The organism is Streptomyces sp. NPDC001922 (assembly GCF_042891165.1).
Classification (GTDB): domain Bacteria; phylum Actinomycetota; class Actinomycetes; order Streptomycetales; family Streptomycetaceae; genus Streptomyces.
On record NZ_JBIASV010000013.1, the window covers coordinates 221,037 to 233,641 of the forward strand.

General features: G+C 72.4%; 18 protein-coding genes and 1 tRNA gene. 16 read left to right on the top strand and 3 right to left on the bottom strand.

All coding sequences use genetic code 11. The annotated features are described in order from the left end of the window. Positions 1-43: 43 nt before the first annotated feature. Entirely contained in the window at positions 44-259 is a 216-nt protein-coding gene (locus ACFYYR_RS24710) for an SCO3870 family protein (RefSeq protein ID WP_388857468.1), read from the bottom strand. A 172-nt stretch (positions 260-431) separates the two neighbouring features. On the opposite strand from ACFYYR_RS24710, the gene nsrR reads away from it, so the two are divergent. From nsrR to ACFYYR_RS24740, 6 genes are all read left to right on the top strand, one after another. Then, positions 432-875, top strand: a complete 444-nt coding sequence (gene nsrR, locus ACFYYR_RS24715; protein ID WP_388857471.1) for a nitric oxide-sensing transcriptional repressor NsrR — start codon at positions 432-434, stop codon at positions 873-875. Positions 876-1,022: 147 nt separating this feature from the next. After that, on the top strand, positions 1,023-2,240 hold the full coding sequence (locus tag ACFYYR_RS24720) for a globin domain-containing protein (protein WP_388857624.1): 1,218 nt from the start codon (positions 1,023-1,025) through the stop codon (positions 2,238-2,240). 172 nt (positions 2,241-2,412) lie between these two features. Beyond that, positions 2,413-2,817, top strand: coding sequence for a YciI family protein (locus ACFYYR_RS24725; protein WP_388857474.1), 405 nt, complete (start codon positions 2,413-2,415; stop codon positions 2,815-2,817). A gap of 42 nt (positions 2,818-2,859) precedes the next feature. Further along, positions 2,860-4,104, top strand: coding sequence for an RNA polymerase sigma factor (locus ACFYYR_RS24730; protein ID WP_388857477.1), 1,245 nt, complete (start codon positions 2,860-2,862; stop codon positions 4,102-4,104). A gap of 237 nt (positions 4,105-4,341) precedes the next feature. Continuing rightward, on the top strand, positions 4,342-4,638 hold the full coding sequence (locus ACFYYR_RS24735) for a type II toxin-antitoxin system VapB family antitoxin (RefSeq protein WP_030543771.1): 297 nt from the start codon (positions 4,342-4,344) through the stop codon (positions 4,636-4,638). 114 nt (positions 4,639-4,752) lie between these two features. Next, positions 4,753-5,385, top strand: a complete 633-nt coding sequence (locus ACFYYR_RS24740; RefSeq protein WP_388857480.1) for a LytR C-terminal domain-containing protein — start codon at positions 4,753-4,755, stop codon at positions 5,383-5,385. 34 nt (positions 5,386-5,419) lie between these two features. Here the strand turns inward: ACFYYR_RS24740 and upp are convergent, their stop codons facing one another. Beyond that, positions 5,420-6,055 carry a uracil phosphoribosyltransferase gene (upp, locus tag ACFYYR_RS24745; protein WP_388857483.1) on the bottom strand — a complete coding sequence of 212 codons (636 nt, stop codon included), beginning with the start codon at positions 6,053-6,055 and terminating at the stop codon, positions 5,420-5,422. A 188-nt stretch (positions 6,056-6,243) separates the two neighbouring features. On the opposite strand from upp, the gene ACFYYR_RS24750 reads away from it, so the two are divergent. The 9 genes from ACFYYR_RS24750 to ACFYYR_RS24790 all read left to right on the top strand — a co-directional run bounded on the left by ACFYYR_RS24750 (position 6,244) and on the right by ACFYYR_RS24790 (position 11,620). Further along, entirely contained in the window at positions 6,244-6,429 is a 186-nt protein-coding gene (locus ACFYYR_RS24750) for a hypothetical protein (protein ID WP_351514671.1), read from the top strand. A 171-nt stretch (positions 6,430-6,600) separates the two neighbouring features. After that, positions 6,601-7,119, top strand: a complete 519-nt coding sequence (locus tag ACFYYR_RS24755; protein ID WP_388857627.1) for a hypothetical protein — start codon at positions 6,601-6,603, stop codon at positions 7,117-7,119. 148 nt (positions 7,120-7,267) lie between these two features. Then, entirely contained in the window at positions 7,268-7,786 is a 519-nt protein-coding gene (tadA, locus tag ACFYYR_RS24760; RefSeq protein ID WP_388857488.1) for a tRNA adenosine(34) deaminase TadA, read from the top strand. A gap of 10 nt (positions 7,787-7,796) precedes the next feature. Then, a tRNA-Ser gene (locus tag ACFYYR_RS24765) sits at positions 7,797-7,883 on the top strand. A 212-nt stretch (positions 7,884-8,095) separates the two neighbouring features. Beyond that, entirely contained in the window at positions 8,096-8,260 is a 165-nt protein-coding gene (locus ACFYYR_RS24770; protein ID WP_388857491.1) for a hypothetical protein, read from the top strand. A gap of 32 nt (positions 8,261-8,292) precedes the next feature. Continuing rightward, positions 8,293-8,586 (top strand): Dabb family protein, encoded by a 294-nt coding sequence (locus tag ACFYYR_RS24775; protein ID WP_351514635.1) that lies wholly within the window; start codon positions 8,293-8,295, stop codon positions 8,584-8,586. A 176-nt stretch (positions 8,587-8,762) separates the two neighbouring features. Then, on the top strand, positions 8,763-9,599 hold the full coding sequence (locus ACFYYR_RS24780; protein ID WP_351514633.1) for an RNA polymerase sigma factor SigF: 837 nt from the start codon (positions 8,763-8,765) through the stop codon (positions 9,597-9,599). A gap of 178 nt (positions 9,600-9,777) precedes the next feature. After that, positions 9,778-10,608 (top strand): RNA polymerase sigma factor SigF, encoded by an 831-nt coding sequence (locus ACFYYR_RS24785; protein WP_388857495.1) that lies wholly within the window; start codon positions 9,778-9,780, stop codon positions 10,606-10,608. A gap of 76 nt (positions 10,609-10,684) precedes the next feature. Continuing rightward, the gene (locus tag ACFYYR_RS24790; RefSeq protein ID WP_388857498.1) at positions 10,685-11,620 is read left to right on the top strand and encodes a hypothetical protein; all 936 of its coding nucleotides are present in this window, start codon (positions 10,685-10,687) and stop codon (positions 11,618-11,620) included. An 86-nt stretch (positions 11,621-11,706) separates the two neighbouring features. Here the strand turns inward: ACFYYR_RS24790 and ACFYYR_RS24795 are convergent, their stop codons facing one another. Continuing rightward, positions 11,707-11,907 carry a hypothetical protein gene (locus ACFYYR_RS24795; RefSeq protein ID WP_388857501.1) on the bottom strand — a complete coding sequence of 67 codons (201 nt, stop codon included), beginning with the start codon at positions 11,905-11,907 and terminating at the stop codon, positions 11,707-11,709. Positions 11,908-12,124: 217 nt separating this feature from the next. On the opposite strand from ACFYYR_RS24795, the gene ACFYYR_RS24800 reads away from it, so the two are divergent. Continuing rightward, positions 12,125-12,601, top strand: a complete 477-nt coding sequence (locus ACFYYR_RS24800) for a MarR family winged helix-turn-helix transcriptional regulator (protein WP_388857504.1) — start codon at positions 12,125-12,127, stop codon at positions 12,599-12,601. The last annotated feature ends 4 nt before the right edge of the window (positions 12,602-12,605 follow it).

Here is a 12,605-nt window from a genome sequence, read left to right on the forward strand (position 1 = left end):
CCGGGAGCCGCGGCCCCGGACCGCCCGCCGTCGCAGCCGGCCGTCAGCCGGAGTGCTGCTGACGGTGCCGGTACCAGGTGTACGCGGTGAGGCCCGCGGTGACCCACATCATGCCGCCGGCGTGGCCCACGGACTCCACGTACTGCTCGTAGCCGGCGGTGCGCAGCTGGCTCGCGAGGGCCACCAGCGCGGTGCCGAGCGCCGCGAGCGAGGTGCACAGGGCGGCGAAGGGGGGCTGTGCGATGTCGGGCTGAGTCATGTTGTCTCCTTCGAACAGTGGGGGCCGGCTGTCAGTCAACTTGCCTGTCCAGTAGCGAACTTACCTTCCACTTCGGCGCGGCGCGGAAGCATTTGCCGCCGTCGGGCGCAGGGTGCGCGGCACCGGCGGCATCAAATAGGCATCTTGGATGCAACTTTGATACCGTCAGGGTGTGCGGCTGACGAAGTTCACCGACCTGGCGCTCCGTGCCGTGATGCGCCTGGCGGTCTCCGAGCAGGGCGGATCTCTGACCACGCGGGAGGTGGCGGAGGCCATGGACGTCCCCTACGCCCACATGGCGAAGGCGATCACGCGACTGCAGCACCTCGACGTTCTGGAGGCGCGACGGGGCCGCGGGGGCGGCCTCGAACTGACCGGCACCGGCCGCCGGGCCTCCATCGGCTGGCTGGTGCGCGAGCTGGAAGGGGAGGGCGAGGTCGTCGCCTGCGAGGGCGATCCGCCGTGCCCGCTGCGCGGGGCGTGCCGGCTCCGCCGGGCACTGCGCGACGCCCAGGAGGCGTTCTACGCCACGCTCGATCCCCTGACGGTGACCGACCTGGTGGCCTCGCCCACCGGCCCCGTACTGGTCGGACTCTCCGGCCGCCCGCCGCAGTGACCGGCCCGGGAGCCTGAGCGCCCCCGGCCGCAGGACCACCACCCCGGGCCCCGAGCCCTCAGCCCTCGAGCCCCAGCCCATGACCCCCTCCAGGGGCCGACACCCATCCATCAAAATATGAAGATCATTTACCAATTAGGAGTCGCCGTGCTCTCCGAGCAGTCCGTCCCGGTCGTCCGCGCCACTCTGCCCGCCGTCGGCGCCGCCCTCGGCGAGATCACCGAGCTGTTCTACCGGAAGCTGTTCACCGCCCACCCCGAGCTGCTGCGCGACCTGTTCAACCGGGGCAACCAGGCCAACGGCGAGCAGCGGAAGGCGCTGGCGGGCTCCATCGCCGCGTTCGCCGGGATGCTGCTGAACAGCCCCGGATCCGGACCGGACGCGATGATCGGCAGAATCGCGCACCGGCACGCGGCCCTCGGCGTCACCCCCGACCAGTACAAGATCGTCCACGAGCACCTCTTCGCGGCGATAGCCGAGACGCTCGGCGACGCCGTCACCCCCGAGGTGGCCGCCGCGTGGGACGAGGTCTACTGGCTGATGGCCGACACGCTGATCGCCGCCGAGTCCCGCCTCTACCGGCAGGCGGGCGTCGCGGACGGCGAGGTCTGGCACCGGATGGAGATCGCGGAGCGGCACCGGGAGACCCCCGACGTGATCTCGCTCGTGCTGCGGCGCGCCGACGGCCGTCCCGCCGGCCCCTTCCGCCCCGGCCAGTACGTCAGCGTCCGGTCCCAACTCCCCGACGGCGCACGGCAGATCCGGCAGTACAGCCTCTCCGCGGCACCCGGCGGCGACCGGTGGCGCATCAGCGTCAAACGCGTCCGGGGCGGAACGGGACCGGAGGGCGAGGTCTCCTCCTGGCTGCACACGCACGCGCGGGTGGGGGACGTGCTCACGGTGTCGGAACCGTTCGGGGATCTGACGCTGCCGGAGGGGGACGGTCCGCTGCTGCTGGCGTCCGCGGGCATCGGCAGCACGCCGATGCTGGCCATGCTCGGGCATCTCGTCGCCACCGGTTCCCGCCGCCCGCTGACGGTGGTGCACGCCGACCGCTCCCCGGCCGGCCACGCGCACCGGGAGGAACAGCGGCGGTTGGTCGCGTCCCACCCGGACGCCCGGCTGCACCTCTGGTACGAGGAGAACGGCGACCGGCACGAGGAGCCCGGCGACCCGGCCGCCGGGGCCGCGACGGGCCTCGCCGACCTCGGCACGCTCGACCTCCCGGACGGGCTCACCGCCTGCCTGTGCGGCCCGCCGCCGTTCCTGCGCGCGCTCCGCGGCCAGTTGCTGCGCCGCGGCGTACCGGCACACGCGATCCACTACGAGATCTTCGGGCCGGACTCCTGGCTCGGCGGGGAGTGAGGCCCCGGCCGCTGAAGGCCCCCGGTCCGGCCCCGGCGGCCCCTGTCCGGAGTAGCCCCGGAGAGTGGTTCCGGGATTTTCTCCGCGCGGTGTCGAGAACCGGTCCCCGGCCCCGACGTCCCCTGTGAGAGTTGCCCGCTGGGGCGACGCCGCATCCGAGGGAGCAGGAGCCATGAAGTATCTGGTGATGGTGCAGGGCACCCAGGCCGACTACGAGGCGATGGCCGGCAAGGCCTCCGAGCACAGCCCGGCCTGGAGCGAGCAGGAGATCCAGGCGATGTTCGCCCACATGGAGGCGATCAACAACGACCTCGCGGAGACCGGCGAGATGGTCGACGCGCAGGGCCTGACGGAGCCCGCCGGCACCCGTCTGGTGAGCGCGGGTGCGGACGGCCGCCCGGTCGTCACGGACGGCCCGTACGGCGAGACCAAGGAACTGCTCGCCGGGTACTGGGTCCTGGACTGCGAGAGCCTGGAGCGGGTCACCGAGATCGCGGCACGCGTCGCACAGTGCCCAGTCCCGGAGGGTGCTCCCGACTACCCCGTGGTCATCCGGCCCATCCAGGAAGGCTGCTGAGCCGGGACGGCTGCCCTTCCAGGACGCTTGCCGAGGCGGTCCATGAGACGCAACAGCGAGGTCGAGGACCTGCTGCGCCGCCACGCGCCGCAGGTCCTCGGCGCGCTGGTCCGCCGGTACGGCCACTTCGACCAGGCCGAGGACTCGGTGCAGGAGGCGCTGCTCGCCGCCGCGCAGCAGTGGCCGGAGAAGGGCGTGCCGGAGAACCCGCGCGGCTGGCTGATCAGGGTGGCCTCCCGGCGCCTCGTGGATCAGCTGCGCAGCGACGAGGCCCGGCGCCGACGTGAGGAGACGGCTGCGGCGCTCACTCCGCGGGACGCCTTCACGGCGCCACCGCCGGGCGTCGGCCGCGCCCCGTCCGAGGACGACACCCTCACCCTGTTCTTCCTCTGCTGCCACCCCGATCTCACCCCCGCCGCCCAGATCGCGCTCACCCTGCGGGCGGTGGGCGGCCTGACCACGGCGGAGATCGCCCGCGCGCACCTGGTGCCCGAGGCGACGATGGCGCAGCGCATCAGCCGGGCCAAGCAGCGGATCCGGGGGGTGCCGTTCCGGCAGCCGGGCGCCGAGGACCGGGACCGGCGGCTCGCCGCGGTGCTCCAGGTGCTCTACCTGATCTACAACGAGGGCTACACCGCGACATCGGGGAGCCGGCTGCACCGCGCCGAACTCGCCGGTGAGGCGATCCGGCTGGCCCGGGCCATGCGCCGGCTGCTGCCCCGGGAGGGCTCGGTGACCGGGCTGCTGGCGCTGATACTGCTCACCGAGGCCCGCAGCGCCGCGCGCTCCGGCCCGCACGGCGAACTGATCCCGCTCGACGAACAGGACCGAACCCGCTGGGACCGGCGGGCGATCACCGAGGGCACCGCGCTGGTGGAGGAGGCCCTGTCGCAGGGACCGGCGGGCGCGTACCAGGTGCAGGCGGCCATCGCGGCCCTGCACGACGAGGCGGAGCGCGCCGAGGACACCGACTGGCCGCAGATCCTCGCCCTGTACGACGTGCTGGTGCGGCTGGCCCCCGAGCCCATGGCCGAGCTGGGCAGAGCCGTCGCGGTCGCCATGGTGCACGGCCCCCGGGCGGGACTCACCGAGGTCGGACGCCTGGAGGACCGGCTGGCGGGCCACCACCGGCTCGAAGCGGTGCGCGGCCATCTGCTGGAGAAGGCGGGCGACCGCGAGGGGGCGCGCGACGCCTTCGCCCTGGCGGCGCGGCGCACGCTCAGCGTCCCGGAGCGCCGCTACCTCCAGATGCGGGCCGCCCGGCTGCTGCCCCCGGACGGCCCGTGACCCGCTCAATCCACTCGGCAACGAACACCACGCCCCCTCGCAACGCCCGGAAATCCGGTCGCGACACCCCCGGAGAGAGCCGCCGCCGGAACCACCCCCGACAGGGCCCTCCCAGGGGTCCAACAAGGCGGAATGCCTCATTCCGCTCTGCTGTCGGTGCCGTCTTGCAACCGTTCGCCACCTTTGCACTCTGCGCCATGGCTGCGCCCGGAGCGTCGGGACCGGTAGGCTTTCCGTGTGATCTTCAAGCGCATCGGAAACGGGCGGCCGTACCCCGACCACGGCCGGGACAGCACCCGCCAGTGGGCGGATGTCGCCCCACGCCCGGTACGCCTCGACCAGCTCGTCACCACCAAGGGCCAGCTCGACCTCGAGACGCTCCTCGCCGAGGACTCGACGTTCTACGGCGACCTCTTCGCCCATGTCGTGAAGTGGCAGGGCGACCTCTACCTGGAGGACGGGCTGCACCGCGCGGTGCGGGCGGCGCTCCAGCAGCGCCAGGTGCTGCACGCCCGCGTCCTCGAACTCGGCTGACCGGCACCCCCGACACCCGGCGCGGCCAGGCACATTGACCCTTTTGGGTTGGCCTGGGCGCCACGCATTGATCATTTAGTAGGCACAGCCGACAGTCGGGGCTACGCTGCGCCCATGAGCATGCTGACTCCCCCCGGCATGGGCGGAAAGTACCGCATCACGGGGGACCGGTACCCGCGGATGCGCCGGCCCCGCAACCGCCGCCGCATCGTGCTCGCCGTGGTCGGCGCGGCGGCCTCCGTCGGGCTGGTCGGCTGGGGGACGTTGCAGCTCATCGACGTGTTCACCGGCGGCACCACCACCCGCGCGGCGGGCAGTACGGCCTGCCGGCCGGCCGCCGTGCCGACCCCGTCGGCCGAGCCCGTGCCGGAACCCGGCGAGATCACCGTGAACGTCTACAACGCCACCAAGCGCAGTGGGCTGGCCAAGAAGACCGCGGACGAGCTGAAGAAGCGCGGCTTCAAGGTCGGCAAGGTGGGCAACGCCCCCGCCGCCTACGACAAGAAGGTCAAGGGCGCGGGGATACTGCTGGGCGCGCCGAACGGCGCCGAGTCCCGGCTGAAGGTGCTGGGCACGCAGCTCGGCGGCGCCTCGTCCCGGTCGGACGACCGCACGGGCGAGGACGTCGACCTGATCCTCGGCGACGAATTCACCGCCCTGGAGAAGAAGAAGGACGCCGACCGGGCGCTGGTCGATCTGACCAGCCCCTCGCCTGCGCCCTCCGCCTCCCGCGGCGAGAAGTGCTGACCGGGCGGGCCGCGCGGCCCGCCCCGGACGGAACCTAACCGGCCGTGCCGTACATCCGGTCGCCCGCGTCACCGAGGCCCGGGACGATGTAGCCGTGCTCGTTGAGCCGCTCGTCGACCGCGGCCGTGACCACGGTGACCGGCGTCCCGGCGAGCTCGCGCTCCATCAGCTCCACGCCCTCCGGCGCGGCCAGCAGGCAGATCGCCGTGACGTCGTCCGCGCCGCGGGAGATCAGCTCCTGGATCGCGGCGACCAGGGTGCCGCCGGTGGCCAGCATCGGGTCGAGGACGTAGACCTGGCGGCCGGAGAGGTCCTCGGGCATCCGGGTGGCGTAGGTGGAGGCCTGGAGCGTCTCTTCGTCCCGGATCATGCCCAGGAAGCCCACCTCGGCGGTCGGCAGCAGCCGCACCATGCCGTCGAGCATGCCGAGCCCCGCGCGGAGGATCGGCACCACCAGCGGGCGCGGGTGCGACAGCCGCACCCCGGTCGTGGCGGTGACGGGGGTCTCGATGTCCACCCGGTCGGTGCGCACATCGCGGGTCGCCTCGTAGGCGAGCAGGGTGACCAGCTCGTCGGCGAGCCGCCGGAAGGTGGGGGAATCGGTGCGCCGGTCGCGCAGCGTGGTGAGTTTGTGCGCCACCAGCGGGTGGTCGACGACGTGGGTCCGCATGGCAACGACACTAACCGAGCCCCGGCGCGGACCGCGCCGGGGCCGGGGGTGCAGGGCCGTCCGGGCGCTTCCGATGGCGTCAAACCGGCATTCGGGGGGAAGGTGGGCAGATGAGCCCCGGCCACCGGCACAGGGGCGAACCCCGGCACCGTCATACCGGACGGTGCCCAGCCCGGGGAGGTGTGCACATGCCGGACCGGAGCCAGCCGAGGGGCACGCCCGCGCCGGAGAACGACACGGACCGGCGGCGGCGACGCGCCCAGTTCCTGCGCGAACTGAACGAGGCCAAGGAACTGCGCGAGCGGGTCCAGCCGCGCCGCGCCCGGGCGGCCCGGATGCGCCAGCAGATGCGGATGCGCACCTTCCGCTGGTAGGTCCGCGACGGGCCCGAAATGCGGTCCGATTGCAGGACTGGTGCACGACGCACAGCGGAAGACCTCTCGCGGAGGCGTTCTTTCTGCCACGATTCCGAGTGGGCGGGCCCAGAGGAGAAGCACTGTTCCCGTCGGACCCGGTACACGCCTATGACCAGTGGGAGAGTCACGGTGTACTTCGCCGCACTGCTCGCGCGCACCGAAGACGGGTGGGAAGCGAGCGACACAGAGCTCGACGATGTGGAAACCCTGGCCGATCTCGCGGATCTGGCCCGTGAGGCATCGGTCGACGACGACACGGTACTGGCCTTCATCGAGCAGGAGGACGCGTGGTTCGGCGTCGTCCGGGTGGACGGCGAGGAGGATCCGCGCATCTACATCTCGGACGCGGCCGCCGCCGCCCGCAGCTCCTACGGGGAGATCCTGCTCACCGACGAACTGCTCGGCCGTGACCCCGAGGAGGACCTGGACCGGCTGGTCGACCTCGACGGCACGGAGGACGGGGAGCCGGAGGGCAGCGAGGACGGGGAGGACCCGGACGAGGTCGTTCCGCCCGGCCCGATCGGCGACTCCCGGATCCTCGACGACCTGGGCATGACCGAACGGCAGCTGCGGACCCTGGACGGCGACGCCCTGGGCGTCATCGCCGAGGCGCTGGGCTGCATGGACGTCCTGGAGGCCGTCCGCTGAGGAGTCCTCGCACATGCGCGCCCGATGGAGGTCGCGTGCCGTGCGTCGCGGGGCGCCGGAGCGGTGCGGCGGTGCCGGACCGCGCGCCCCGGGCGGGCGCAGTGCGAGGCCCCCTCAGCAGCGGGCCGGCTGAGGGGACACTGTCCCCATGGACACCTCCGCCTCCCCGCACCCCGACCCCCTGCGCGACCCGTGGCACGCGCCGATGCGCCTGGCGCTCCAGGAGGCCGTACGGGCCCCGGGCCGGGGGGACGTGCCGGTCGGCGCGGTCGTGCTGGGCCCGGACGGCACGGTGCTGGGGCGCGGCCACAACGAGCGGGAGGCCACCGGTGACCCCACGGCCCATGCGGAGGTCCTCGCGCTCCGGGAGGCCGCGCAGGTCCTCGGCGAGTGGCGGCTGGCGGGCTGCACGCTCGTGGTGACGCTGGAGCCCTGCACGATGTGCGCGGGCGCGACCGTGCTGTCCCGGGTCGACCGGGTGGTCTACGGGGCGGCCGACGAGAAGGCGGGCGCCGTGGGCTCGCTGTGGGACGTCGTCCGGGACCGCCGGCTCAACCACCGGCCGGAGGTCATCGAGGGCGTGCTGGCCGAGGAGTGCGCCGGTCTCCTCACCCGATTCTTCCGCGGATCCGATACCGATTTCGGATCCCGGCCCCCCGTCCGCTAGGCTCTCTCTCGGTAGCGTGTCCGAGCGGCCTAAGGAGCACGCCTCGAAAGCGTGTGAGGGGGCAACTCCTCCGTGGGTTCAAATCCCACCGCTACCGCTTCGACGAAGGCCCCCGCCGGGAAACCGGCGGGGGCCTTCGCGTTTCCCGTCCCCGGCCCGCGCACATCCCGTGACGGGCCGGAGCCGTGCCCGCGGAGACCCGTTGAACGGTCCCCACCGGGTCCCCTGTTCGGCGGTATCTGTGGATAGACTCACGCGACCGCGCAGGGGACGGGCGGTGGCACACAGCGGCGGAGGAGGCGGCACGGCATGGCGCAGACGAAGAAGATCGCGCAGTACGTGGTCATCGTCTTCGTGCTGTACACGATCATCACGTCCCCCGAGCGGGCGGCCGACCTGGTCCAGATAGGCTTCGAGGGCATCTCCAGCGCCGCGCAGGGCGTCGGCGAGTTCATGACCCAGCTGGTCAACTGACCGCCGGGTGCCGTTCCCCCCAGGAGTCCCCGATGATCCGCCACCTGGTCCTCTTCAAGCTCAATGACGGCGTGCAGCGCGACGAGGAGCGCGTCGCCGCGGGCGTCCGGGCCTTCCAGGAACTCGGCGACCTCATCCCCGAGCTGGAGTTCTGGGAGTGCGCCTGGAACATCTCGGACCGGCCGATCGCCTACGACTTCGCGATCAACTCCGCGGTCGCCGACCGGGACGCCCTGCAGCGCTATCTGGAGCACCCGGCGCACCAGGCGGGCGTGGCGCAGTGGCGCGCCTTCGCCACCTGGGTGATCGCCGACTACGAGTTCTGATCCGTAACTGACGCAAGGCCCCTCGCCGCACAGGCGAGGGGCCTTGTTGTATGCCCGTAAAACGCCCCAACTTGCCGTCAACACGGCTTTATACGGTGCTTGCACACAGTGCACATGTCTTGTGATGCTATGACCGCTTTTGCCAGAGGTTGACCCGAGACCCGAAAAGGGGTGGCATGACCGCGTCGGCCCGTACCGCGTCCGAAGCGACGCCACCCCAGGGCGAGGGCGCCGGGAAGAGCCGGGAGAGCCGCGGCGCGGACACCAGGGCGCTGACCCAGGTGCTCTTCAAGGAGCTCTCCGCCCTCGAACCCGGCACACCGGAGCACACGCGCGTGCGCGCGGCGCTCATCGAGGCGAATCTACCCCTGGTGCGCTACGCCGCGGCCCGCTTCCGGAGCCGTAACGAGCCGATGGAGGACGTCGTCCAGGTCGGCACGATCGGGCTCATCAACGCCATCGACCGGTTCGACCCGGAGCGCGGGGTGCAGTTCCCGACCTTCGCGATGCCGACGGTCGTGGGCGAGATCAAGCGCTACTTCCGGGACAACGTACGGACCGTCCACGTGCCGCGCCGGCTGCACGAGCTCTGGGTCCAGGTGAACGGCGCCACCGAGGACCTGACGGTGCAGCACGGCCGGTCGCCGACCACGGCGGAGATCGCGGAGCGGCTGAAGATCGCTGAGGAGGACGTGCTGGCCTGCATCGAGGCCGGCCGGTCGTACCACGCGACCTCGCTGGAGGCGGCCCAGGAGGGCGACGGACTGCCCGGCCTCCTCGACCGGCTGGGCTACGAGGACCCCGCGCTGGCCGGGGTGGAGCACCGGGACCTCGTCCGGCACCTGCTCGTACAGCTGCCCGAGCGGGAGCAGCGGATTCTGCTGCTCCGCTACTACAGCAATCTGACGCAGTCCCAGATCAGCGCGGAGCTGGGGGTCTCTCAGATGCACGTGTCCCGCCTGCTGTCCCGGAGCTTCGCCCGGCTGAGGTCCGCAAATCGGATCGAGACGTAGCCGGAACGAGGGACCGATTCCAGCGCAGATATGTCGACTTGGCGCTACAGCGTGTTGCCGACATGTGACATTCTGCAGAAACTGCGTTTGCCGCAGCTTCGCCTCCGGTATTCAGGTGGAGGCGTCACTCGACAGCGAGAGCGCCGCCGGGATCCGTCCGCGACCTCAAGGGGGTGGCATGTCCGTAGAACTGGGCAGCTCGAAGGTGCTCACCACTGACGCACCGCACGTGCTCGACGACTGCGACGCCATCGACACCCGCACCCTCTCCCGATCCCTGTTCCTGCGGCTCGCCGCCCTCGACCGGGACAGCCCCGAGCGCACCTATGTCCGCGACACCCTGATCGAGCTGAACCTCCCCCTGGTGCGCTACGCCGCGGCCCGGTTCCGCAGCCGGAACGAGCCGATGGAGGACATCGTCCAGGTCGGAACGATCGGCCTGATCAAGGCGATCGACCGGTTCGACTGCGAACGGGGCGTGGAGTTCCCGACGTTCGCGATGCCGACCGTCGTCGGCGAGATCAAGCGCTTCTTCCGCGACACGAGTTGGTCGGTGCGGGTGCCGCGCCGGCTCCAGGAGCTGCGCCTGGCGCTGACCAAGGCCAGCGACGAGCTCGCGCAGCAGCTCGACCGGTCGCCGACCGTCACCGAACTCGCCGCCTGCCTCGGGGTGTCGGAGGAGGACGTGGTCGACGGGCTGGCCGTGGGCAACGCCTACACGGCGAGCTCGCTGGACTCCCCGTCCCCGGAGGACGACGGCGGCGAGGGCTCGCTCGCGGACCGGCTGGGGTACGAGGACTCGGCGCTGGAGGGGGTGGAGTACCGCGAGTCGCTGAAGCCGCTGCTCGCCAAACTCCCGCCCCGGGAGCGGCAGATCATCATGCTCCGGTTCTTCGCGAACATGACGCAGTCCCAGATCGGCGAGGAGGTCGGCATCTCCCAGATGCACGTCTCCCGCCTGCTCACCCGGACGCTCGCCCAGCTCCGGGAAGGACTCATCGCGGACTGAGGCGGTGCCGCCCGCTTCACAACTGACGCATCGTCAGCAACACTGTCGCCCAGCCGACGCTGGGAGGTGCCCGACGATGCGACGGACGACGCGAGGCCTGCTGCCGCACGGCCGCCGGGGGACGGTGCTCGTCTCCTCGGCGGCCGTGCTGTGTCTGGCGGTGCCGGTCGCCGGCTGCGGCAGCGGCGGCGACGACGGCTATGTGGCGGCCGGCGCCGCCGGACCGGGGCCGACGGCACCCGGCAAGGCCGTACCGCCCGACGGCGGGGTGACGTTGGTCCCGCTGGACGGGGGCACCGACGGCCCGGGCCGGAGGCCGGGGGAGCGGGACACCGGAGCCGCGGGGCAGGGCGACGGCGCGGACGGCGGGCGTTCCGGACGGCCGGAGGGATCGACACCGGGCCGGGAGGGTGCCGGCGGCAGCGAGAAGGGCCGTTCCGAGGGCGGTTCGGATGCGGCTGCGGACTCCCGGTCCGGTACGCACGGCGGCGGGAGCGACGGCTCGGGCGGCGGCGCGCACGGCGGCCGGGGCGGATCCGGAGGCACCGCGGGCCCCGGAGGCACGGACGGCGGCGGTTCGGGAGGCTCCGGCGGTACGGGGAGTTCGGGCGGCTCGGGCGGGACCGGCGGTCCGGGCGGGTCGGGAGGCTCCGGCGGTTCGGGCGGTGGGGCGGATCCCACACCCTCGACCCCGGCTCCGCAGCGGCCCGCGGCGCTGTCGGTGGGCGCTCCCGAGCGCACCGCCACCGACCGGCGCTGGTGCGAGAAGGTGTCGCTCGTGCTGCGCAACACCGGTGACCGGCCGGTGCGATCGGGCCGGGTCGGCTTCTCCACGCACGTCATCGGCGGACTCGGCGTCGACTGGGCGACGCTCGGGTCGGAGCAGGCGCTGCCCGTCCCCATCGCGGGCGGGGCACGGCTGAAGAGGACCTGGACCGTGTGCGTGGACGCCTGGCGGGTGCCGCTGGGCATGCACATCGAGACCCGGGACGTGGACGTCGACTGGGAGTGACCGCGAGGCCACTCCCGTCGGGACCACGGAAGCGGACCGGCACGTGCCGGTCCGGCGGGACCGGCGGCGGCCGGACCCGGACGGCGTCAGCTCAGGGCGAGCCAGGCCACCCCGACGACGATCGCGACGACGGCGATCACACCGAGGACGAGACCGGTGCGCGGCCCGGACGACGCGGTGGCCGCGGGCCGGCCCTGCGGTTCGCCCTCGTCGACGAAGGCGCGGAACATCTGCGTGCTGCCCGCCGGGTCCTGCTGACCCTGGGGAGCGTGGGGGTTGTTCGTCATGGGCCAGGACCCTAGCGAACCGGCGGGGCCGCCCCAACCCCTGGGGCGCGCCGGAGTCGGCCGCCACCTCGGTGTTCGAAGCCGGTGCGCGGCATTGACCGCCACCGGACGGAGCCTTTCCGATTCCTTTGCCGGATCCACCCCGAACTCATTTGCCTTCGGCAACCAACTGCTTCTATGGTTGCCCTAAGCAACTGATAGCTCGGGGAGAGAGTGCATGGCAGCGCAGAGCCAGTACGAGGAGCTGGCCCGGCAGCTCAGCGCCATCGGCGCGGTGAAGCGGGAGCTCGCGCGGATCCTGCCGCACGAGTGCCCGCCCGGGTCGGCCGGCGTGCTGACCCTGCTGCACCGGCACGGCGAGATGCGGATGAGCAGGCTCGCCGAGCTGCTCGCCATCGACATGTCCGTCACCAGCAGGCATGTGGCGCACGTCGTCGGCTACGGCTGGGTCGAGCGGCAGTCGGACCCGCTGGACCGGCGGTCCCGGCTGCTGCGGCTCACCGCCGACGGCGAGGCGTTTCTCCGGACGGTCTCCGACCGCTATGCGGAGATGCTCGCCCGGGCCCTGCGGGACTGGTCCGACCAGGAGGTCGGACAGCTCAACGAGCTGCTGGCCAAGTTGCGCGGCAGCTTCGGCGACTGCCGGTCCCGGAGCCACCCCACCACCGACACCACCACCCGTACACCCGCATGAGGAC

Coding starts and splice junctions, on each gene's coding strand:
- ACFYYR_RS24780 (WP_351514633.1), top strand. CDS start 8,763: ATGACCGCGTCGGCCCGTACCGCGTCCGAAGCGACGCCACCCCAGGGC.
- tadA (WP_388857488.1), top strand. CDS start 7,268: ATGGACACCTCCGCCTCCCCGCACCCCGACCCCCTGCGCGACCCGTGG.
- ACFYYR_RS24775 (WP_351514635.1), top strand. CDS start 8,293: ATGATCCGCCACCTGGTCCTCTTCAAGCTCAATGACGGCGTGCAGCGC.
- ACFYYR_RS24790 (WP_388857498.1), top strand. CDS start 10,685: ATGCGACGGACGACGCGAGGCCTGCTGCCGCACGGCCGCCGGGGGACG.
- ACFYYR_RS24795 (WP_388857501.1), bottom strand. CDS start 11,907: ATGACGAACAACCCCCACGCTCCCCAGGGTCAGCAGGACCCGGCGGGC.
- ACFYYR_RS24710 (WP_388857468.1), bottom strand. CDS start 259: ATGACTCAGCCCGACATCGCACAGCCCCCCTTCGCCGCCCTGTGCACC.
- ACFYYR_RS24730 (WP_388857477.1), top strand. CDS start 2,860: ATGAGACGCAACAGCGAGGTCGAGGACCTGCTGCGCCGCCACGCGCCG.
- ACFYYR_RS24800 (WP_388857504.1), top strand. CDS start 12,125: ATGGCAGCGCAGAGCCAGTACGAGGAGCTGGCCCGGCAGCTCAGCGCC.
- upp (WP_388857483.1), bottom strand. CDS start 6,055: ATGCGGACCCACGTCGTCGACCACCCGCTGGTGGCGCACAAACTCACC.
- ACFYYR_RS24770 (WP_388857491.1), top strand. CDS start 8,096: ATGGCGCAGACGAAGAAGATCGCGCAGTACGTGGTCATCGTCTTCGTG.
- ACFYYR_RS24785 (WP_388857495.1), top strand. CDS start 9,778: ATGTCCGTAGAACTGGGCAGCTCGAAGGTGCTCACCACTGACGCACCG.
- ACFYYR_RS24725 (WP_388857474.1), top strand. CDS start 2,413: ATGAAGTATCTGGTGATGGTGCAGGGCACCCAGGCCGACTACGAGGCG.
- ACFYYR_RS24750 (WP_351514671.1), top strand. CDS start 6,244: ATGCCGGACCGGAGCCAGCCGAGGGGCACGCCCGCGCCGGAGAACGAC.
- ACFYYR_RS24740 (WP_388857480.1), top strand. CDS start 4,753: ATGAGCATGCTGACTCCCCCCGGCATGGGCGGAAAGTACCGCATCACG.